We start from the raw sequence: 20,726 nt of genomic DNA on the forward strand, positions 1-20,726 counted from the left end.
GCCTACTCCTCGGGCTCTGCGGTCAGCAGCGGGCCGCCCGTGCCCACGAACTGCGGAACGCCGCGCAACACGCCCTGGAACTGTTCCAGCGGCTCGCCCAGGCCCAGCCCGCCCCGCCCGATGCGGTATTCGCGGATGGTGTCCTCATGCAGGCCGGTGCGCTTCTTGATCACGGAAACGGCGCGCCGTACCCGCCCCATCGCCTCGAAATAGCGCAGCAGGATCACGGTGTCGGCCAAGTAGGTGATGTCCACGGGGGACTTCATGTCCCCCACCAGCCCGTGCTGCGCCACCGTCAGAAAGGTCGTGGTGCCCTGCCGGTTCAGGTACTGCAGCAGCTCGTGGATGTGCAGGATCAGGGCATTCTCCTGCGGCATCGCCGCCTGGTAGCCGTTCAGGCTGTCGATCACCACCGTCCGCGCGCCGGACCGCATGACGCATTCGCGCACCCGGTCGGCGAACTCGCCGGGCGACAGCTCGGCGGCGTCCACCTGCTCGATATGCAGCAGGCCGCGGTCCTGCATCGCCGCCAGGTCGAAGCCGATCGCCCGGGCGCGCCGGAACAGCAGGCCCAGTTCCTCGTCGAACACGAACACCGCCGCGCGCTCGCCGCGCGCCACGGCGCTGGCGACGAACTGCAAACCGAAGATGGTCTTGCCGGTGCCGGCCGGCCCCAGGACCAGCGTGCTGGAGCCCTGCTCCACGCCGCCGCCCAGCAGCGTGTCCAGCGAGGGCAGCCCGCTGGTGACCGGCGCGCGCATCCCCTCGCCGCGGTGCTCGGCGGCCACCAGGCGGGGAAACACCACCACGCCGCCGGTGCGGATGGCGAAGTCGTGGTAGCCGCCGCGGAACTTCTGGCCGCGGTACTTCAGCACCCGCATCCGCCGCCGCTCGGCCCCGTACACCGGCGCCAGCTCCTCCAGCCGGATGACGCCGTGCACGACGCTGTGCACCGTCTTGTCCAGCATGTCGGAGGTCAGGTCGTCCAGCAGCAGCACCGTGGCGCCGAAGCGCACGAAGTAATGCTTCAGCGCCAGGATCTGCCGGCGGTAGCGCAGCGAGTTCTGTGCCAGCAGGCGGATCTCGGACAGGCTGTCCAGCACCACGCGGCTTGGCCGCACGCGCTCGAACATCTCGAAGATCCGCCGGGTCGCCTCGCCCAGTTCCAGGTCCGAGGAATACAGCAGGCTTTGCTGCTGGTCGGCGTCCAGCAGGCTTTCCGGCGGCACCAGCTCGAACACCGTGATGCCGGGGCCGAGGGTCCAGCCATGCGAGGCCGCGCCCGCGCGCAGCTCCGCCTCGGTTTCCGACAGGGTGATGTAGAGGGTGGATTCGCCCCGTGCCTCGCCTTCCAGCAGAAAGCGCAGCGCCACGGTGGTCTTGCCGGTGCCGGGGTTGCCTTCCAGCAGAAACAGGTGGCCGGTGGCCAGCCCGCCGGCCAGGATGTCGTCAAGCCCCGGCACGCCGGTCGCCGCCTTGGCGGAATGCGGAGTTCCGTTCATCTCAGCATCCATCGGCGGCTCCGATCCAGAACATCGCTCGGCCAGGGCAGCGGAACGCGGGCCGGCCCTGTTGCGCTGTAACGCCGGGGGCGGCGGCGGGCAACGGCCAAGCGTGGCACCGCCCTCACCATGCCGCGGCATCCCGCCCCAGCGGCACCGAGGGCCGGGCATAGCGCGCCGGCGTCGCCGCCAGCATTCCCGCCGGGCGCGTCGCGCAAAGCCGCCCGAAGCCGGACTCCGTGTTTTCCAGAAAGCCCAGCAGCGCGTCCCGCGACGGGTCCGCCACCGCCAGCCCCCGCGGCACCCGCCCCAGCCCGCGCAGCCATCGCCCGGTGCCCGCCAGTGACACCTCGACAGACCAGGAACCGCCTTGCAGCAGCCGCCGCCGCAGCGCCGCCAGGATGCCGAAGGCCAGCAGATAGCCGCTGGCATGGTCCAGCGCCTGCGCCGGCAGGGGGCGCGGCGCGGCCTGCCCGGCGGCCTCGGCTTCCGCCATGTTGAAGCCGCTGGCCGTCTGCACCAGCGAGTCGAAGCCGCGCCGCCCCGCCCACGGCCCCGCCGTGCCATAGGCCGACAGGCTGGCGCAGACGATGCCCGGCCGCAGCGCCGCCAGGGCCTGCGGCGCCACGCCATGCGCGGCCAGCGCGCCGGGGCGGTAGCCCTGCAGCACCACGTCCGCTGCCGCCGCCAGGGCCTGGAACCGCTGCCGCCCCGCCGCCGCGCGCAGGTCCAGCTGCGCCGAGCGCTTGCCGCGCCCTGTGTCGATCACCAGTGGCAGCACCGCCGGCAGGTGCGGCGCCGTGATCAGCAGGACATCCGCCCCGTGCGACGCCAGCGCCCGCCCCGCCACCGGCCCGGCGATGATGCGCGTCAGCTCCAGCACCCGGACGCCTTGCAGCGGCTGCGCCCCCGCCGGCAGCGGTTGCGGCGGCGCGTCGCCAATGCGCGTGATGCGCAGCGGCCAGTCCGCCACCGCGCGGCCCTGCGGGCTGGCATCCCAGTCCGCGAAGCTGCGCAGCGCCGCGACCACCATGCCGGCGTCCGCCGCCGCCTGCTCGAACTCCAGCGCCCCCCAGCCGAGCAGCGCGCCCGCCACCGCCGCCCTGTCGTTCGCCACTCCCAGCAACCGCAGCACGCCGTCCCGGTGGTGCGGGAAGTTGGTGTGCAGCCGCACCCAGCCATCGGCCGTGGGATAAAGCCCGGCGATGCTGTCCCACAGCTCCGGCGCCGGCTGCCCGTCCACCCGCAGCAGCCGCTCGGAGCGGAACTCCGCGCAGGCGTGGCGCATGTCCACCGACACCGCCTGCCGGGGCGCGCCGCGCGCGTGGTGCAGCTCCGCCGCCGCCAGCGCCATGGCGGCGATGCTGGCCTGCGCCGCCGTGCCCACCGCGAAGGAAGAGGGCAGCACCGGGTCCGCGCCGGTCAGGGTGAGCTGCGCCAAGGCTTCGGGCGGAAGCGCGGCGTGCTGCCAAAGGGCCTCGGTGGGGGTCATGGCGGGCGTCCTGTTGCAGGCTTGGCGGGAAGGTCGGGGGAAAGAAATCCCCCGAGCCCCCATCTTCTTTTACCGGCTTTTCGCGGGCCGCTTCGTCACCGGAGCGCGACAGGACCGGTGGCGTTGTGACAGTCAGACAGAAGATGGGGTCCGGAGGGAATTCATTCCCCCTGCCTTTCCGCCTCATCAGCCGAAGAACCGCGCCACCCCCACTGCCTCGGCTTCCGCCAGCGTCGGCGGCGTCCAGCGCGGCGCGTTGTCCTTGTCCACCAGCAGGGCGCGGACGCCTTCGGCGAAGTCCGGGTGCGCGGTCATGCCACGCGCCAGGGCGGTGTCCATGGCCAGGCAGGCGGGCAGGTCCAGGTCGCGGGCGCGGCGCAGCATCTCGTGCGTCACCAGCAGGCTGGTGGGGGACACGCGGTCCAGCACCGACAGTTGCTCGCGCGCCCAGTCGCTGTTCTCGGCACGCAGCGCCGCCAGGATGGCCGCGACGGAGCCGGCGCCGAAGCAGCGGTCGATGGCCGGGCGCAGCGCCGCCAGCGCACCGGGCCCGGCCCGCCGCGCCATGCGGTCGATGGCGCCGGCATCGCCCGCCAGCAGCGCGCCGCGCAGGGCGGGCAGGTCCTGGCGGGCGATGAAGTGGGTGGCGAAGCCCGCTTCCACCGCGGCCTCGCCCTGTAGCCGCGCGCCCGTCAGGCCGAGCCAGACGCCCAGTGCGCCGGGCATGCGCGACAGCACGAAGCTGGTGCCGACATCGGGAAACAGGCCGATGGTGGTTTCCGGCATCGCGAAGACCGCCGCCTCGGTCGCCACGCGGTGGCTGCCATGCACCGAAACGCCGATGCCGCCACCCATGCACACGCCGTCGATCAGGCTGACCCAGGGCTTGGGCAGCGCCGCGATGGCGCCGTTCATGCGGTATTCCTCGGCCAGAAAAGCGTTCACGCCCTCGGCGTCGCCGTCCAGCAGCATGCGCCGCGCGGCACGCACGTCGCCGCCGGCGCAAAAGGCGCGGCCGCCCTCGCCCTCCACCAGCACCATGGACACCGCCGGGTCGCTTCGCCAGGATTCCAGGTGGCGGGCGATGCCGGTGATCATCGCCGGGTCCAACGCGTTCAGCGCCCCGGGACGGTTGAGCCGCAGGTTCGCCACGCCGTTCCCCTGCTCGACGATCAGGCTGTCCGCTTCCGTCATCCGCGTTCCTCCGATGGAGCCACGAGGGTCGCGGCCGATGGCACGGTTGACAAGGGGGCGCCGCCGCCCCTGCATGGCGGCCAGGATGCGGGGGGCTGGCATGGCAGAGGCGCTGGTACGGTTCGAGGGCGTGCGCAAGGCCTATGGCCCGGCCAGCGGCGGCTATGCCGTGCGGCAGCTGGACCTGGAGGTGCGGCGCGGCGAGCTGCTGACGCTGCTCGGCCCTTCCGGCTCCGGCAAGACCACGACGCTGATGATGCTGGCGGGCTTCGAGCAGCCGAGCGAGGGCCGCATCCTGCTGCAGGGCCGCGACATCGCGCGGCTGCCGCCGCACAAGCGCGGCATCGGCGTGGTGTTCCAGTCCTACGCGCTGTTTCCGCACATGTCGGTGGCCGAGAACGTTGCCTTTCCGCTGGAAGTGCGCGGCGTGTCCAAGGTGGAACGCAAGGCGCGCGTGGCCAAGGCGCTGGCCGCCGTGCGGCTGGACAGCTTCGGCGACCGCCGCCCGGCGCAGCTTTCCGGCGGCCAGCAGCAGCGCGTGGCACTGGCCCGCGCCATGGTGTTCGAGCCGCCGATCGTGCTGCTGGATGAGCCGCTGGGCGCGCTGGACAAGGCGCTGCGCGAGGAGATGCAGTTCGAGATCCGCGACATCCACCAGCGCCTCGGCGTGACCATGATGTACGTCACCCACGACCAGCAGGAGGCGCTGACGCTGTCTGACCGCATCGCGGTGTTCGAGGGCGGGCTGGTGCGCCAGCTGGCCACGCCGCGCGAGATCTACGACCGCCCGGCCAACGCCTTCGTGGCCGGCTTCGTGGGCGAGAACAACCGCCTGCCTGGCCGCGTGGTGGCGGTCGAGGACGGCGAGGCGCGCGTTTCGCTGGATTGCGGCCCCGAGGTACCGGCCCGCCCCGTCGGCACGCTGGCCGCGGGCGGCCGCTGCGTGGTCACCATCCGGCCGGAACGCGTGGGCGTGGTGCCCGTGCTGGCCGCCGACATCGGCGACGACGCCATGGCCGGCATCCTGCGCGAGGCGATCTTCCAGGGCGACCACGTGCGGCTGAAGCTGGCGCTGGGCGACAACGGCGACATGGTGGTCAAGCGCATGGTGGCGGGCGGTCGGCTGCCGGAGCCGGGCAGCATGGTGTCCGTGGCGTGGAACCCGGAGCATGCGCTGGCTTTTCCGTCGGAGTGAAGCAAAGCCGGGGAAAGGAATTCCCCCAGGCGCCAGCCCGCAGCAGCAATCCATGTGATTCTTCGGGCACACCGCCGCCACGGCCCCCCCGGAAAATCAACCAAAACGAAGATGGGGGCTTGGAAGATTCCTTCCCCCGACCTTGCCCCCGTCAGGACGCCGAAGGTGGCCGCCGCCCCACCTGCACCGCGATCTCCTGCTGCCGCCCGTCGCGCAGCAGTGTCAGGCGGATGGTCTGCCCTGGCGGCACGATGGATACGGAGCGGATCAGCGTGCGCGAGGTTTCCATGCGTTCGCCATTCAGCGCCAGCAGCACGTCGCCCTGGCGCAGGCCGGCCCGCGCGGCGGGGCTGTTGCGCTCCACCCCCTGCACCTGCGCGCCGCGCCGCGCGCCGGGCTCGGTGCCATAGTCCAGCACCGCGATGCCCAGCCACCCGCGCTCCACGCGCCCGTCGCGCCGCAGCTGGTCGATCACGCCGCGCGCCAGGTCGGATGGCGTCGCGAAGCCGATGCCGGCGGAGGCATTGGTGGGGGAGAAGATGGCGGTGTTGATGCCGATCACCTCGCCCGCCACGTTGAACAGCGGGCCGCCGGAATTGCCGGGGTTGATGGCCGCATCGGTCTGGATGAAGTCGTCAAAGGGCCCCGCGCCGATCTCGCGCCCGCGGGCCGAGACGATGCCGCTGGTGACGGTGCCGCCCAGCCCGAAGGGGTTGCCGCAGGCCAGCACCCACTGGCCCACGCGGGTGGAGGCGCTGCTGCCCCACGGCACGGCGGGCAGCGCCGCGCGCGGCTCCACCCGCAGGAGTGCCAGATCCGTCAGGTCGTCGGTGCCGACCACGCGGGCCGGCAGCTCCGTGCCGTCCTGCAGCGACACCACCACGCGCGTGGCGTTGCCGACGACGTGGTTGTTGGTGACCACGTAGCCCGCCGGGTCGACGATGAAGCCCGACCCCGCGCCCTGCACCTGCTGGCGGCCGCGCCGCTCGCGGAAATACCGCTCGAACGGCGTGCCGCGCAGCTCGGGCGGCACCTGCGTCGTGGTCTGCTCGCTCAGCACCGCGATGTTGACGACGGCGGGCATGACACGCTCGGCGAGGTCGGCGAAGTCGGGCAGCGCGCCGCGCTGCGCGGCGGCGGGGCGGGGCAGCAGCGGCAGGGCGGCGGATGCCAGCAGGCCACCCAGCACCAGGCGGCGGGACGCGGCAAAGGATCGGGCAGTCGGCATGGTGGCATATCCTGGCGAAGGCCCTGGAGTGTGGGGCGGGACGCGGTAGCGCTTCAACGGGGGGGTTCGCCGGCGAGTTGCGTTTCGGGCGGGGTGTGTCTTTCGGGGAAAGACAGGCCGCGCAGCCTTCAGCCGGTGCGCGACGGGTCCTCCGGCCAGTCGTGCCGCGGGTAGCGCCCGCGCATGTCCTTGCGCACGTCCGCCCAGGCCCCGCGCCAAAAGCCCGGCAGGTCCGCCGTCACCGCGATGGGCCGGCCGGCCGGCGACAGCAGCGCCACCTGCAGGGGAATGCGCCCGCCGGCCAGCGCCGGCAGCGACGCCAGCCCGAACAGCCATTGCGCGCGGGCTTCCAGGCGGGGGATCTCGCCTTCGTAGTCGATCAGGGCGGAACGGCCGCCGGGCAGGTCGGCGCGGGTGGGCAGGGCGATGTCCAGCGCGCGGGGCTGCGGCAGCAGCGCCCGCAGCAAGGCCACCGCATCCAGCCCCCGCAGCTCGGACAGCTTGCTCAGGCCGGACAGCCAGGGGGCGAGCCAGGCGGCGCCGTCGGCCGCCAGCGCGTCGTCCGACACGTCGGGCCAATGCTCCGGGTCCAGGGCGTGCATGCGGGCCATGCGGGCGCGGAACTGCTTGGCGGCCGTGGTCCAGTTCAGGTCGCGCAGCGCGCGGCCGGCGGCGGCGCGCGCCAGCTCGGCGGCCACGGCGGCGGGGTCGGCATGCGGGATGGTGCTTTCCTCCAGCACCAGGGGTCCGAGGCGCAGCCGCCGGCGCGCCACCACGGCGCCGAGTCGCGGGTCGAAGGCCGCCCCTTCCTCCCGCACCAGCCGGTCGGGGAAGCGGGCTTCCAGCGCGGCGCGGCCCAGCGGCGCGGCCATGCGGATGCGCGCCTCGGTGCCCGCCAGCTCCAGGTCCGCCACCGCCAGCAAAGGAGATTTCGCCAGCTTGTCCGTGGGCGGCAGGCGGGCGCCCTGGCCGCCCCCGGCGGCACCGGACAAGCCGGCCAGGCGGAAGGCGCCGTCCATCACCCCGCGCTTGGCGGCGATGCGGTCGGGAAAGCCGGCGGCCAGCAGCAGCCCGGCATCGCCCGCCGCCTCGGTGCCGCCCGGCACGTTCAGGCGGCGGCGGTGCAGCGACACGGCGCGCCGCACCCGCCCCAGCGCGGCGCGGTCGGCATTGGGGTCGTCGGCGCCGGCCAGCAGGTCCAGGCGGAGCTGGATGTCGGCCGGTGCTTCCCGCCCCCGGATGGGGTCGCGCTCCTCCAGCAGCGCCGCCAGCTCGGCGGCGAGCGCCGCCTCGGCGGGGGTTTCGGCCGCCACCATCATGCGGGCAAGGCGCGGGTGGGTGCCGAGCCGGGCCATGCGCCGGCCGGTGGAGGTCACGCGCCCCTCGCCATCCAGCGCGTCCAGGTCCCGCAGCAGGGCGCGGGCGGCCGCCATCTGCCCGGCGGGCGGCGGGTCCAGAAAAGGCAGCGCGGCGGGCTCGGCGCCCCAGGCGGCGCAATCCAGCGCCAGCCCCGACAGCTCGCTTTCCAGGATCTCCGGCCGGTCGGCCAGCGGCAGGCCGCGGTGCAGCGCTTCCGTCCAGAGGCGAATGGCGACGCCGGGCTCCGTGCGCCCGGCGCGGCCCGCGCGCTGCTCGGCGGCGGCGCGGGAAATGCGCAGGGTGGCGAGGCGCGCCAAACCCGTCGCCGGGTCCAGCCGCGGCGCCCGGCGAAAGCCGCCATCCACCACGATGCGCACCCCCGGCACGGTGAGCGAGGTTTCCGCGATGGAGGTCGCCAGCACGACCTTGCGACGCGGCCCGGGGTTCAGCGCGCGGTCCTGCTCGGCGGGCGGCATCTCGCCGTGCAGCGGCAGCACGTCGGCGTCCAGGCCGCCCAGCCGGTCGGCCGTGCGGCGGATCTCGCCCCAGCCGGGCAGAAAGGCCAGCACGTCGCCGGGGTGGGCGCGCAACGCCTCGCGGATCGCACTCGCCATCGCCTCCGGCAGTTCCCTGGCGTCCTTCAGCTCCCGCGCGCGGTAGTGCACCGCCACGGGAAAGGCGCGGCCCAGGCTTTCCACCACCGGCGCCCCGCCCAGCAGCTCGGCGAAGCCCCTGGCTTCCAACGTGGCGGACATGGCCAAAAGCCGCAGCTCCGGCCGCAGGGCACGCTGCAGGTCCAGGCAAAAGGCCAGGGCCAGGTCGGTGTCCAGGTTGCGCTCGTGCGCCTCGTCGAACAGCACGGCGGCCACGCCGTCCAGTCCCGGGTCGGATTGCAGGCGGCGCACCAGCAACCCTTCCGTGATCACCTCCACCCGCGTTTGGGCGGAGGTCGCGCGCTCCAGCCGCGTCACCAGCCCGACGGTGCCGCCCACCGCCTCGCCCAGCAGGTCGGCCATGCGCCGTGCGGCGGCGCGGGCGGCCACCCGGCGCGGCTCCAGCACCAGGATCTTGCCCTGCGCCGCCCAGGGCTCGTCGCGCAGCATCAACGGCACCAGCGTGGTCTTGCCGGCACCGGGCGGGGCGACCAGCACGGCGTTGGAGCCATCGCGCAGCACCTGCGCCAGGCGGGGCAGCGCCTCGGACACGGGAAGTTCGGGGAGAAGCGTCATGGGCGCGGGTTGTACAGGCAATGGCGGGGGTTGGGCATCGCCCGCAACGCCGTCGTGTTCCCCGCCCCCCTTGCCCGCGCCGCCCGCCGGCGTCTTGATCCCGGCGTCCCACACGGAAAAGGAAACAGTCCCCATGGATTACGCAAAGGACATGGCCGGCAAGCGGGTGCTGGTCACGGGCGCCTGCGGCGTCATCGGCCAATGGCTGGCGCAGACCTTCGGCGAGGCGGGCGCCAAGCTGTGCCTGACCGATGCGCGGGCGGATGCGCTGGACGCCCTGGCGCGCCAGCCCTGGTTCACGCCCGGCAGCTTCACCATGCCGGCCGACCTGCGCGACGCCGCCGCGATCGAGGCGCTGGCCGCGGCGGTGGGCGATCGGTGGGGCGCGGTGGACGTGCTGATCAACAACGCCGGCGTCTACCCCAGCGGCTTTCTGCTCGACATCGACGCGGAGGAATGGGACCGCATCTTCGACATCAACCTGCGCGCGCCGTTCCTGACGGGCCGGGCCTTCGCGCGGCAAATGGTGGCGCAGGGCGTGCGCGGCTCGATCATCAACATCTCCTCCGGCGCCGCGCGCAAGATGCGCCGCACCTCCTGCCCCTACAGCACCAGCAAGACGGCGCTGGACCGCCTGACCAAGGGCTTCGCCATCGAGCTGGCGGAATACGGCATCCGCGCCAACGCGCTGGAGCCCGGCTTCACCCCGGGCAGCGAGGTCAGCCGCGTCAGCCAGGCGCATGTGGACAACGTCCTGGCCAACATCCCGGCCGGGCGCGGCACCTCCATGCAGGATGTCGGCAACGCCGCGTTGTTCCTGGCCAGCCCCGCCAGCGGGTACATCACCGGCGCCTCGCTGCCGGTGGACGGCGGCAACTCCATCGGGTCGCTGGCGGTGTACCAGGACAAGAAGAGCGCGCTGTGAGCGGCCCCACCCCGCACCCCTGGCCCGCCTACCGCTGGCCGGACGGCCAGCGCAGCGCCTTCTGCTTCACCGTGGACGTGGATGCCACCGGCCCCTACCTGTGGGGCCAGCGCGCGCCGGACGCGCCGCGCCGCCTGGGGCAGCTGGAACAGCGCCACTTCGGCCAGCGCAGCGGCGTGTGGCGGCTGATGGACCTGCTGGACCGCTTCGGCATCAAGGGCACGCTGTTCGTGCCCGGCGCCATCGCGGAACAGAACCCGGGGCTGCTGCCCGCCATCCTGCAGCGTGGCCATCAGGCCGGGCTGCACGGCTGGTTTCACGAGCTGGTGGCCGACAGCACGGACAGCGAGTTCACGGCGGCGCTGGAGGCCTCGGTGGAGCTGTTCCGCCGGCAAACCGGCACCGCCCCGCAGGGCTTCCGCTCGCCCGCCTGGGAAATGACGCCGCACATGCTGGCGGAGCTGCAGCGCCTCGGGCTGTGGGACAGCTCGCTGATGGGGGCCGACCACCCCTACGAGATCGCGGGCGTCACGGAAGTGCCGGTGCAATGGGCGCTGGACGACGCCATCCTCTACAAGTTCAGCGCCCTGCCCGGCGACCGCACGCCGGTCACGCCCGGCGCCGTGCTGGACAGCTGGTCGGAGGAATGGGAAGGCCAGCACCAGTATGGCGGGCTGACGATGTTGACCGTGCATGACTGGATCTCCGGCCGCGTGCAGCGGCTGCGCGTGCTGGAAAAGCTGCTGGCCCGCGTCACCGCCGCGCCCGACTGCTGGGTGGCCACGGTGGGCGAGGTCGCGGCCTGGCACGCCGCCGGCAACAGCGGGCGCTTCGTGGCGGAGGCGACCATCCCGGAACCGATCGAGCCGCGCCGCTTCCGGTGACGGGGCGCGGGCGGGGGAATTCCACTCCCCCGCCCTTCCCCACCCCTCCCGTTCGGGCATCATGGCGGTTCGCGCAGCAAAGGCCCGCCGCATGACCACCGCCCCACCCCCCACCTGCCGGCAATTGTTCACCGGCTTTCTGACCCTGGGGCTGATCGGCTTCGGCGGCGTGCTGCCGCTGGCGCGCTCCATGCTGGTGGAGCACCGGCGCTGGCTGTCGCCGGAAGCCTTCACGGAGCTGCTGGGGCTGTGCCAGTTCCTGCCGGGCGGCAACATCATCAACCTGTCCGTCGCGGTGGGGCTGGAATTCCGCGGCGTGGCGGGGGCGGTCTCGGCGCTGCTGGGGCTGATCCTGGGGCCGACGGCGGTGGTGGTGGGACTCGGCGTCATCTACGAGCGGTACCAGGACGACCCGGTGCTGCAGCACTTCTTCGCGGGGCTGGCCGCCGCCGCCGCCGGGCTGCTGGTCGCCACCGCCATCAAGATGCTGCTGCCGCTGGGGCGCAAGGCCCTCGCCCTCGGCGTCGTGGTGCTCTGCGTGCTGGCCATCGCGGTGCTGCGGACGCCGCTGCTGCCGACCATGCTGCTGCTGGCACCGCTCAGCATCGCGGCCGTGTGGTGGAGCGGCCGATGGGCACGCTGATCACGCTGGGGCTGCTCTTCGCGCAGCTTTCGGTGCTCGCCTTCGGCGGCGGCAACACCATCCTGCCGGAAATGCAGCGCCAGGTGGTGCAGGTGCAGGGCTGGATGTCGGCGCAGGAGTTCAGCGCGCTCTACGCCCTGGCCCAGGCGGCGCCGGGGCCGAACATGATGGTGGTGCCGCTGATCGGCTGGCACGTGGCGGGGTGGAGCGGGCTGCTGGTTTCCGCCCTGGCGAAGTTCGGCCCGTCCTCGCTGCTGACGGGGGTGGTGCTGGGGCTGTGGCGGCGCTTCCGCGACCGGCCCTGGCGCAAGCTGGTGCAGGCCGGGCTGGTGCCGATGACGGTGGGGCTGGTGGCCGCCAGCGCCATCCTGATCGCGGAAAGTACCACCACCGGCTGGATCACCGGGGCCATCACGGCAGCCAGCGCGCTGGGGATGCTGCGTACGAAACTGCATCCGCTGTGGCTGCTGGGGGGCGGCGCGGTGCTGGGGGCGGTGGGGCTGGGGTTGTCCTGATCGAAGGGAAAGGTCGGGGGAAGGAATTCCCCCGAGCCCCCATCTTCTTTTTGTGTGTTTAAAAATCCTGCTGGTCAGCGCTGGTACTTTTTGCCCGGCCTTCGAAATTCACGGCGTGCCGGTCCCACCAACCTTCCCGGAAACCAGACAAAAAAAGAGGGGGCTCGGGGGAGTTCACTCCCCCGGCCTTTGCAGTATCACCCGCAGCGGCGCCGCCGCGTCCTCGATGCTCACCGGCAGCCCGCCGCAGCAATCGCCATCCGCCTGTGCCGGCACGCCGGCACCGTCCAGCGCCACATGCGACGCCGGGCGCAGCACCAGCCCCGGCAGACGCGGCAGCAGCCCAAGCGGCAGCAGCGCGCCCGCCAGCGCCGCCCGCGCCGCGCCGCCGCGGATCAGCGCCACCTGGAAGCCCGGCCGCAGCGGCGTGGCGCCCGGGGCCAGCAGGAACGGCCCGGCGTAAAGCCGCCCCTTGGTCACCACCACCGCGCCGGCGGCCAGCGGCGCGCCGCCGTCCAGCCGCGCCGTAACGGGCGGAAAGCCGTAGCGCGGCAGGGTGGCCAGGGTCTGCCACACATAGGCGGCGCGGCCGGTGGCACGCTTCAGCCGGGGGTCCAGCCGCCGCACCACCTCGGCATCGAAGCCGGCGCCGAGCATCTGCACGAAGAGCCGGCTGCCGCCATCGGCGAAGCGCGCGATGCCGGGCCACAGCGGCATCGCATGGCCGGCCAGCAGCAAGCGTGCCGCCGCCTCCGGCGCATGCGGCAGGCCAAGTTCCAGCGACAGCACGTTGGCGGTGCCCAGCGGCAGGATGCCGAGCGCGGTGGCATGGCCCAGCAGCCCGGCCGCGACCTCCGCGATGGTGCCGTCGCCGCCGGCGGCCACCACGCAGTCCTCGCCCGCCTGCGCCGCGGCGCGCGCCAGAGCCTCGGCATGGCCGGGGCCGGCGGTCTCGGCCAGGCGGGCCGCCGGCAGCAGCGCCATGGCGCGCAACAGGCGGGAACGGCGGCGCGAGCCGGCGACGGGATTGAAGACGATCAGCATGCGCGCGGGTGTAGAGCACACCGCCGCCGCGCGCGGCAGGTCGTTTCACGGTGTCGCCAAAGCTTCATGCCCTTTCGCGCGCCGCGCGCGGTATCCAGGCGACGCAGCATCGCGGGACCTGCCGGCATGACCATGAACGGCCCGATTGCCACCAAGCGCCGCTACCGGGCGGTGTTCCTGTCCGACATCCACCTCGGCACGCGCGGCAGCCGCGCGGATTTCCTGGCGGATTTCCTGAAACAGATCGAATGCGAGCAGCTCTACCTGGTGGGCGACATCGTCGACGGCTGGCGGCTCAAGAAGACCTGGTACTGGGACGCGCACCATGACGAGGTGCTGCGGCTGATCCTGCGCCACGCCCGCGCCGGCACCGCCGTCACCTACATCCCCGGCAACCACGACGAGATGTTCCGCGCCTGGCTGGGGCTGGAGGTCGCCGGCGTGAAGCTGGCGATGGACGCGGTGCATGAATCGGCCGACGGCCGCCGCTTTCTGGTGATGCATGGCGACGAATTCGACAGCGTCGTGCGCTACTACCGCTTTCTGGCCCTGCTAGGCGACAGCGCCTACACCCTGGCGCTGGCGCTGAACCGGCACTTCAACACGGTGCGGCGCCGGCTGGGCTACTCCTACTGGTCGCTCAGCCAGTGGCTGAAGCGGCAGGTCAAGGGCGCCGTCATGGCGATCGACCGCTTCGAAACGGCGCTGGCGGCGGAAGCCCGCAAGGGCGGCCACCACGGCGTCATCTGCGGCCACATCCACCACGCCGAGATGCGCGAGATCGGCGGCGTGCTCTACATGAACGACGGCGACTGGGTGGAAAGCTGCACCGCGCTGGCCGAACATGCCGACGGGCGCTTCGAACTCATCGACTGGGCCGCCGAGCAGCGGCTGTCCGCCACCGCCCTGCCGGTGCCGCTGCCGGCATGACGCCGGGCCAGCCGTCGCGCATCCTGATCGTCTCCGATGCCTGGATGCCGCAGGTCAACGGCGTGGTCCGCACGCTGTCCGTCGTCGTCAGCCTGCTGCGCGCCGGCGGCGACACGGTGGAGGTGATCGGCCCCGACCGCTTCCCGACCATCCCCACCCCCGGCTACGCCGAGATCCGGCTGGCATTGGCACCGCGCCGCAGGCTGCGCCGGATGATCGAGGCCTTCCGGCCCGACGCCATCCACATCGCCACCGAAGGCCCGCTTGGCTGGGCGGCGCGCGGGCTGTGCCTGAAGCACGGCTGGCGCTTCACCACCTCCTTCCACACGCGCTTTCCGGACTACGTGCACGCCCGCACGCGCATTCCCCGCGCCTGGAGCTGGGCCCTGATGCGCCACTTCCACCGCCCCTCGGCGGCGGTGCTGGTCGCCACGCCATCGCTGGCGGCCGAGATGACGGCGCGCGGCTTCCGCAACCTCGCCGCCTGGTCCCGCGGCGTGGACCTGGCGCGCTTCCGCCCCGAGCCGCGCGCGCCGTGGGAGGGGCTGCCCCGCCCGGTCTTCCTGTATGCCGGGCGCATCGCGGTCGAGAAGAACATCGAGGCCTTCCTCGCCCTCGACCTGCCCGGCAGCAAGGCCGTGGTCGGCGACGGCCCGCAGCGCGCCGCCCTGCAGGCGCGCTTCCCCGAGGCCCACTTCACCGGGCGGCTGGAGAACGGCAAGCTGGCGGCGGCCTATGCCGGCGCCGACGCCTTTGTCTTCCCTTCCCGCACCGACACCTTCGGCCTGGTGCTGCTGGAAGCGCTGGCTTCCGGCACCCCCGTCGCCGCCTTCCCCGTCACCGGCCCGCTCGACGTCATCGGCCCGGCGCCCGAGCCGGTCGGCGCGCTGTCCGAAAACCTGCGCGACGCCTGCCTCGGCGCGCTGGACGCCGACCGCGCCACCTGCCGCCACTACGCGGAACGCTGGTCCTGGGACGCCTGCGCCGCCCGCTTCCGCGAGACCCTGACCCCCGCCATCGCTTGACAGGCGGCGTTGGCCAGGGGGCGCCGCCCCCTGGACCCCCGCTGGGGTGGCAGTGCCACCCCAGACCCCGCCATCTGTTTTCAGCGCCCCGAGGGCCGGTGGCGCTCGACGACTGACCATTCCGCGCGAGCGCCTATTTTAAAACATCACGTTGTACAGCACGTGACTCGCCTGACCCTGAAAGCCCCGAATGCTGTCTGATGGCGGGGTCTGGGGGGACACTGTCCCCCCAGCGGGGAAGTCCAGAAGGGGCGGAGCCCCTTTTGGCCCACCGCTACGGCAGTTCCCGCAACTGCTGTTCCAGCATCCCCCGCCACGGCGCATCCGCCGGCGTATCCGCCAGCAACCCCTGCCACACCACGCGGGCATTCGCCGGCCGCCCGGCACGGGCTTCCACCATGCCGGCCAGGAAGCGCAGGCGTGGGTCGGTGGGGGCGGCTTGCAGCGACTGCGCCAGCAGCGCGGCGGCCGGCTCCAGCGCGTTGCGCTGCACCTGCAATTCAGCGAGCTCGGCGGCGATGCCGGGGTCGAAGCGGATGGCCAGCACGCGGGCGAAGGCCTCAGCGGCGGGGTCCAGGCGGCCACGGGCGCGCTCGGCGTTGCCGAGCAGCAGCCAGCCCTGGCGGGCGCCTTCGCTGGCGGGCGGTACCTGGGCAATGCGGGCGCGGAGCTGGGCCAGCAGGGCGTCGTCGCGCGCGGCCTCGGCGGCGCGTTCCACAAAGGGGGCGGCGGGCACGTCCGGCGTGCCGTTCCACAGGTAAAGGCCGATGCCCAGCGCCGGGATCAGGAACAGTCCGGCGGCAAGCGTGGCGGCGCCGCGCGGGTGGGGGGCGGGGGCATCGGCGGGGGCGGCCAGCAGGCGGCGCTGCACCTCGGTGCGGGCGGCGGCGAAGGCGGCCTCGTCCAGCCGGCCGGCGGCACGCTCGCGGTCCAGCTCCGCGAGCTGGGCGCGGTACAGGGCGAGGTCGGCATCGTGCCGGCCCCGGGCGGCGCGGGGGCGGGCCAGCGACCAGCCAAGCGGCGCCAGGGCCAGGGCGGCAAGCGCCAGGAACAGCAGCCAGATCATCGGGCGGCGTCTTGCTCCAGCGCGGCCAGGCGGGCCTGCTCGTCGGGGGACAGCGGCGCCACGGCCAGCGGGTCGGGGCGGCGGCGGCGCAGCATCAGGATGGCGAGCAGCCCGCCGCCCAGCGCCACGAAGGGCGCGCCCCAGAGCAGGGCGGTCGCGGCGGTGAAGGGGGGGCGCAGCAAGACGAAGTCGCCGTAGCGGTCGTGGACGTAGGACACCACCTGGGCGTTGTCCTCGCCCATCGCGACGCGCTCGCGCACGATGCGGCGCAGGTCGCGGGCGAGGTCGGCCTCGCTTTCCTCGATGGACTGGTTCTGGCAGACCAGGCAGCGCAGCTCGTGGCCGATGTCGCGGGCGCGCTGCTCCAGCGCCGGGTCGCGCAGCATCTCGGACGGCAGGCCGACGGCCAGCGCCGGGCCGGCCAGCAGGCACAGCGCGAGGGCAAGCCTGCGCATCAGCTGTAGCGCTTCAGCAGGGGGCGGATGTCCTGCTCCAGCACCTCGGGCGTCACCGGGCCGGGCCAGCGCCAGCGGACGATGCCCTGGCGGTCCAGCAGGTAGGTCTCGGGCACGCCATAGACGCCCCAGTCGATCGCGACGCGCCCGGGCTCGTCGCGGCCCAGGCGCCGAAAGGGGTTGCCATGGCGGGCCAGGAAGCCGGCGGCGTCGGCCGGCTTGTCCTTGTAGTTGATGCCGAGCACCGGCACGCCCTCGCGCGACAGGCGCATCAGCTGCGGGTGCTCGACAATGCAAGGCACGCACCAGGAGGCCCAGAAGTTGACCAGCACCGGCGCGGGCAGGTCCGTCAGGTCGGTATTCGCCAGGGCGGGCTGGCCTTCCAGCGGCGGCAGGCTGAAGGCGGGCGCCGGCTTGCCCACCAGCACGGAGGGCACGCCGCGCGGGTCGTAGCTGCCGGAGCCGAGGCCGCGCAGCATGGCATAGAAGCCGGCACCGCCGGCCACCGCCACGCCCAGCGGCGCCAGCATCAGCCACCGCCGCTTCATGCCGGCGCCCCCGCCGCGCCGGCGGCGCGCTTGCCGCCGGGGGCGGAGACGCGGATGCGCCGGTCGCTGAGCGAGATGCCGCCGCCGAGCGCCATCACCGCAGCGCCCAGCCAGATCCAGGGCGCCAGCGGGTTGTGGTGGATGCGCAGCACGGCGCGGCCGGCCTCCTCCTCGCCCAGCACGACGTAGAGGTCGGCGGACCAGACGGGGTGGATGGCGGCTTCCGTGGTGGTTTGGCGGGCCAGCGGAAAGAAGCGGCGCTCCGGGTGCATCACCGTGACCGGCGCACCGCCATGGGTGATGGTGACGGTGGCGCGGCGCGCGGTCCAGTTGGGACCGACCGCGTCCACGATGCCGTCCAGCCGGTATTCATAGCCGGCGAGGTCCGTGCGGCCGCCGGGGGTCAGCGCCACCAGCTTGTCGCTGGCCAGCCCCATGCCCGCCATGCCAGCGATGGAAAGCCCCAGCCCGGCATGAGCGATGGCGGCGCCCCAGGCGGCGCGGGGCAGGCCGCGGGCGCGGGCAAAGGCAGCGGACGGGCGGCGAAACAGCGCCGTGCGGTCCGCGAGGTCGGTGAGCGCGCCGGCGACCAGCCAGATGGCGGCGGCAAAGCCCAGCGCCGGGCCGACGCGCACGCCGGCGAAAGCGAGGCACAGCGCGGCGGCGGCGGCGGCCAGCAACAGCGCGGCCCAAAGGCGCTGCAGCACCGGCCACAGCGCCGCGCGCTTCCAGGGCAGCAATGGGCCGGCGGCCATGACCAGCACCAGCGGCACCGCCAGCGGCAGGATGGCGGTGTTGAAGAAGGGCGGGCCGACGGAGATCTTCTGCCCGAACAGCAGGTCGGCGAACATCGGCCACAGCGTGCCGGTCAGCACCACGGCGGCCATGGAGCAGAGCAAGAGGTTGTTCAGCACCAGCCCGCCTTCGCGCGACACGGGGGCGAAGATCCCCGTCGGCGCCATGGCCGGCGCGCGCCAGGCGAAGAGCGCGAAGGCACCGCCGATGTAGATGGCGAGCAGGCCAAGAATGAAGACGCCGCGCTCCGGGTCATTGGCGAAGGCGTGCACCGAGTTCAGCACGCCCGACCGCACCAGAAAGGTGCCGAGCAGCGACATGGCGAAGGCCAGCAAGGCGAGCAGCACGGTCCAGATCTTCAGCGCCTCGCGCTTCTCGACCACCGCCGCCGAATGCAGCAGCGCGGTGCCCGCCAGCCAGGGCAGCAGCGACGCGTTCTCCACCGGGTCCCAGAACCAGTAGCCGCCCCAGCCCAGCTCGTAATAGGCCCACCAGGAGCCGAGCGCGATGCCGAGCGTCAGGAAGCTCCAGGCCGCCAGCGCCCAGGGGCGCACCCAGCGGCCCCAGGCGGCGTCCACCCGCCCCTCCAGCAACGCGGCCACCGCGAAGGCGAAGGTGACGGCGTAGCCGACATAGCCGAGGTAGAGCAGCGGCGGATGGAAGGCGAGGCCGGGGTCCTGCAGCACCGGGTTCAGCCCCTGCCCGTCCGGCGCCGGCGGCCAGACGCGGCCAAAGGGGTTGGAGGTGGCCAGGATGAAGGCCAGGAAGCCCAGCGCGATCAGCCCCAGCACCGCCAGCACGCGGGCCTGCAGGGCGGTGGGCAGCCGCCGGCCGAAGCCCGCCACCGCGCCGCCGCAGAGCGCCAGGATCAGCACCCAGAGCACCATCGAGCCCTCGTGATTGCCCCAGGCGCCGGCCAGCTTGTAGAGCATCGGCTTGGCCGAGTGGCTGTTCTGCACGACGTTCTGCACGCTGGTGTCGTTCACCGCGAAGACATACAGCAGCGCACCGAAGGCCGTGGCGCAGGCCAGCAGCGTGCCCGCCGCCAGCGGGCTGCCTGCCGCCATCAGCCGCGTGTCACCCTTGGTCGCGCCCCACAGCGGCAGCACCGCCTGGGCCAGCGACAGCGCCATGGCCAATGCCAGCGCGAAGTGGCCAAGCTCCGCGATCATCCGCCCTGCCCCGCGTTGCTGGCGTTCAACGTGTTCCAGGTGGCGGCCGGCGGCGGCGCGCCCTTGGAAGGTTCCCAATGGCCGCTGCGCTTCAGCGCGTCGGCGACCTCGGGGGGCATGTAGGTCTCGTCGTGGCGGGCCAGCACCTCGCTGGCGCGGAAGGTGCCGTCGGCACCGAGCTTGCCCAGCGTCACCACGCCCTGCCCCTCGCGGAACAGGTCCGGCAGCACGCCAACATAGACGACCGGCACCGTGGCCGGGCCGTCCGTCACGCGGAAGCGCGCCTCGGGCCGGCCGGCGGCGGTGATCTCGCGCTGCACGCTGCCGGCCTCGACCAGCCCGCCCAGGCGGAAGGCGCGCTCGGGGCCGGGGTGCTTGGCGGCGATCTCGCTGGGGGCCAGAAAGAACACCAGGTTGTCCTGAAAGGCGGTCAGCGCCAGCGCCGCGGCGCTGCCGAGGCCGAGACCGCCCAGCAGCAGCATCCACATCCGCCGCTTCTTGCGCGACAGGCTCATGGCGAGGTCCTCCCGGAGGGGCGGCGGGTTTCCAGCAGGGCCAGGCGTCGGCGGGCGGCGGACTGGCGGCGCAGCGTGTCGGCCAGCAGCGCGCCGAACAGCACGGCCCCCAGCCCCCAGGCGACGGACACGAACCACCAGTGCTGGCTCATGCCGCGCTTTCCTGCCGCCGGGCCTGGGCCAGCTGCAGCTGGCGAATGCGCTTTTCCATCACCGCCGCCCGGGTGCGCCCCAGCACCAGCGCGGCGAACAGCGCCGTGAAGCCGGCGGCGCAAACCAGCAGGGGATAGAGGATATCCACGTGCAGGCTGGGCCCGCCCAGCCGCGCCACGGAGGCCGGCTGGTGCAGCGTGTTGAAGAAGTCGACGGAGAACTTGACCACCGGCACGTTGACCGCGCCCACCAGCGCCAGGATGGCGCCGGCCCGCGCGCCGCGCTCGTCCTCGTCAAAGGCGCGCACCAGCGCGGCATGGCCGACCCACAGAAAGAACAGCACCAGCACGGAGGTCAGCCGCGCGTCCCACACCCACCAGGTGCCCCACATCGGCCGCCCCCACAGGCTGCCGGTGGCCAGGCACAGCGCGGTGACGGCGGCGCCCACCGGCGACAGTTCCCGCGCGAAAAGGTCGGCCAGCGGGTGGCGCCAGATCAGCGCGGCGGCCGAGGCCAGGGCCAGCGTCACGTAGCCGGACATGGCGAGCCAGGCCATGGGCACGTGGATGTACATGATGCGCACCGTCTCGCCCTGCTGCCAGTCGGGCGGCGACAGCAGCAGCGCCCAGGGCACCCCCACCCCCAGCAGCAGCGCCGACAGCGCCCAAAGCCAGGGCTGCACGCGGCCGGACAGCCGCAAAAAGCGGCCCGGATTGGCGAAGCGGTGCAGCACGCCGGCGCCGCGCGGCACCGTGGCGGGCGAGGAGGACAAGGACGGGGGCAGGGTCACGGCTGGCAAACTAATCCGAAAGCCGGGCCGCGGAAACGGCCTGCCGCGTAACCCCGTGTTGCGCTGC

The 20,726-nt window shown here is 73.3% G+C and carries 20 protein-coding genes; 7 read left to right on the forward strand and 13 right to left on the reverse strand.

Translation table 11 applies throughout. From position 1 onward, the window contains the following. Positions 1-2 precede the first annotated feature (2 nt). From IAI59_RS03180 to IAI59_RS03190, 3 genes are all read right to left on the reverse strand, one after another. Positions 3-1,502, reverse strand: coding sequence for an ATPase domain-containing protein (locus IAI59_RS03180; protein ID WP_207418792.1), 1,500 nt, complete (start codon positions 1,500-1,502; stop codon positions 3-5). Between the two features lie 124 nt (positions 1,503-1,626). After that, on the reverse strand, positions 1,627-2,994 hold the full coding sequence (locus tag IAI59_RS03185; protein ID WP_207418789.1) for a CoA transferase: 1,368 nt from the start codon (positions 2,992-2,994) through the stop codon (positions 1,627-1,629). Positions 2,995-3,180: 186 nt separating this feature from the next. Continuing rightward, positions 3,181-4,290, reverse strand: a complete 1,110-nt coding sequence (locus IAI59_RS03190) for an enoyl-CoA hydratase/isomerase family protein (RefSeq protein WP_237180865.1) — start codon at positions 4,288-4,290, stop codon at positions 3,181-3,183. Here IAI59_RS03190 and IAI59_RS03195 point away from each other — a divergent pair. After that, a complete protein-coding gene (locus IAI59_RS03195; RefSeq protein ID WP_207418788.1) occupies positions 4,289-5,383 on the forward strand; it encodes an ABC transporter ATP-binding protein in 1,095 nt (364 codons plus the stop codon). The genes IAI59_RS03190 and IAI59_RS03195 overlap by 2 nt on opposite strands. Positions 5,384-5,534: 151 nt before the next feature. Here IAI59_RS03195 and IAI59_RS03200 read toward each other — a convergent pair whose 3' ends face one another. Continuing rightward, entirely contained in the window at positions 5,535-6,611 is a 1,077-nt protein-coding gene (locus IAI59_RS03200) for a trypsin-like peptidase domain-containing protein (protein WP_207418786.1), read from the reverse strand. Between the two features lie 128 nt (positions 6,612-6,739). After that, a complete protein-coding gene (gene hrpB, locus IAI59_RS03205; RefSeq protein WP_207418784.1) occupies positions 6,740-9,199 on the reverse strand; it encodes an ATP-dependent helicase HrpB in 2,460 nt (819 codons plus the stop codon). A gap of 133 nt (positions 9,200-9,332) precedes the next feature. Here hrpB and IAI59_RS03210 point away from each other — a divergent pair, with 133 nt between their 5' ends. The 4 genes from IAI59_RS03210 to IAI59_RS03225 all read left to right on the forward strand — a co-directional run bounded on the left by IAI59_RS03210 (position 9,333) and on the right by IAI59_RS03225 (position 12,166). Then, a complete protein-coding gene (locus IAI59_RS03210) occupies positions 9,333-10,124 on the forward strand; it encodes an SDR family NAD(P)-dependent oxidoreductase (RefSeq protein ID WP_207418783.1) in 792 nt (263 codons plus the stop codon). Continuing rightward, a complete protein-coding gene (locus IAI59_RS03215; RefSeq protein ID WP_207418782.1) occupies positions 10,121-11,008 on the forward strand; it encodes a polysaccharide deacetylase family protein in 888 nt (295 codons plus the stop codon). Before IAI59_RS03210 ends, IAI59_RS03215 begins: the two co-directional genes overlap by 4 nt. Before the next feature lie 91 nt (positions 11,009-11,099). Next, the gene (locus IAI59_RS03220) at positions 11,100-11,651 is read left to right on the forward strand and encodes a chromate transporter (RefSeq protein WP_237180864.1); all 552 of its coding nucleotides are present in this window, start codon (positions 11,100-11,102) and stop codon (positions 11,649-11,651) included. After that, positions 11,639-12,166: a chromate transporter gene (locus IAI59_RS03225; protein WP_207418779.1), complete on the forward strand. Its 528-nt coding sequence runs from the start codon at positions 11,639-11,641 to the stop codon at positions 12,164-12,166. Before IAI59_RS03220 ends, IAI59_RS03225 begins: the two co-directional genes overlap by 13 nt. Positions 12,167-12,340: 174 nt before the next feature. Here IAI59_RS03225 and IAI59_RS03230 read toward each other — a convergent pair whose 3' ends face one another. Beyond that, on the reverse strand, positions 12,341-13,210 hold the full coding sequence (locus tag IAI59_RS03230) for a diacylglycerol/lipid kinase family protein (RefSeq protein WP_207418778.1): 870 nt from the start codon (positions 13,208-13,210) through the stop codon (positions 12,341-12,343). Between the two features lie 126 nt (positions 13,211-13,336). Here IAI59_RS03230 and IAI59_RS03235 point away from each other — a divergent pair, with 126 nt between their 5' ends. Both IAI59_RS03235 and IAI59_RS03240 read left to right on the forward strand, forming a co-directional pair. Continuing rightward, on the forward strand, positions 13,337-14,140 hold the full coding sequence (locus IAI59_RS03235) for a UDP-2,3-diacylglucosamine diphosphatase (protein ID WP_207418776.1): 804 nt from the start codon (positions 13,337-13,339) through the stop codon (positions 14,138-14,140). Next, positions 14,137-15,165 carry a glycosyltransferase family 4 protein gene (locus tag IAI59_RS03240; RefSeq protein ID WP_207418773.1) on the forward strand — a complete coding sequence of 343 codons (1,029 nt, stop codon included), beginning with the start codon at positions 14,137-14,139 and terminating at the stop codon, positions 15,163-15,165. Before IAI59_RS03235 ends, IAI59_RS03240 begins: the two co-directional genes overlap by 4 nt. Positions 15,166-15,439: 274 nt before the next feature. On the opposite strand, the gene ccmI is transcribed toward IAI59_RS03240, so the two are convergent. From ccmI to IAI59_RS03275, 7 genes are read right to left on the reverse strand one after another with little or no spacing between them, the layout of a single operon-like run. Beyond that, positions 15,440-16,231 carry a c-type cytochrome biogenesis protein CcmI gene (gene ccmI, locus IAI59_RS03245; RefSeq protein ID WP_207418772.1) on the reverse strand — a complete coding sequence of 264 codons (792 nt, stop codon included), beginning with the start codon at positions 16,229-16,231 and terminating at the stop codon, positions 15,440-15,442. After that, complete coding sequence (locus IAI59_RS03250) at positions 16,228-16,686, reverse strand: cytochrome c-type biogenesis protein (protein WP_207418770.1); 459 nt, start codon at positions 16,684-16,686, stop codon at positions 16,228-16,230. The genes ccmI and IAI59_RS03250 overlap by 4 nt, the downstream gene beginning before the upstream one ends. Beyond that, a complete protein-coding gene (locus IAI59_RS03255) occupies positions 16,686-17,216 on the reverse strand; it encodes a DsbE family thiol:disulfide interchange protein (RefSeq protein WP_237181187.1) in 531 nt (176 codons plus the stop codon). The genes IAI59_RS03250 and IAI59_RS03255 overlap by 1 nt, the downstream gene beginning before the upstream one ends. A 14-nt stretch (positions 17,217-17,230) precedes the next feature. Then, positions 17,231-19,201: a heme lyase CcmF/NrfE family subunit gene (locus tag IAI59_RS03260; protein WP_207418768.1), complete on the reverse strand. Its 1,971-nt coding sequence runs from the start codon at positions 19,199-19,201 to the stop codon at positions 17,231-17,233. After that, positions 19,198-19,710: a cytochrome c maturation protein CcmE gene (gene ccmE / locus IAI59_RS03265; RefSeq protein ID WP_207418874.1), complete on the reverse strand. Its 513-nt coding sequence runs from the start codon at positions 19,708-19,710 to the stop codon at positions 19,198-19,200. Before ccmE ends, IAI59_RS03260 begins: the two co-directional genes overlap by 4 nt. A gap of 2 nt (positions 19,711-19,712) precedes the next feature. Next, on the reverse strand, positions 19,713-19,868 hold the full coding sequence (gene ccmD, locus IAI59_RS03270) for a heme exporter protein CcmD (RefSeq protein ID WP_207418766.1): 156 nt from the start codon (positions 19,866-19,868) through the stop codon (positions 19,713-19,715). Next, on the reverse strand, positions 19,865-20,659 hold the full coding sequence (locus tag IAI59_RS03275; RefSeq protein WP_408887620.1) for a heme ABC transporter permease: 795 nt from the start codon (positions 20,657-20,659) through the stop codon (positions 19,865-19,867). The genes ccmD and IAI59_RS03275 overlap by 4 nt, the downstream gene beginning before the upstream one ends. Between the last annotated feature and the right edge of the window lie 67 nt (positions 20,660-20,726).

Origin of the sequence: Roseomonas haemaphysalidis (genome assembly GCF_017355405.1) — a bacterium.
In the GTDB taxonomy this organism is placed as follows: Bacteria; Pseudomonadota; Alphaproteobacteria; order Acetobacterales; family Acetobacteraceae; genus Pseudoroseomonas; species Pseudoroseomonas haemaphysalidis.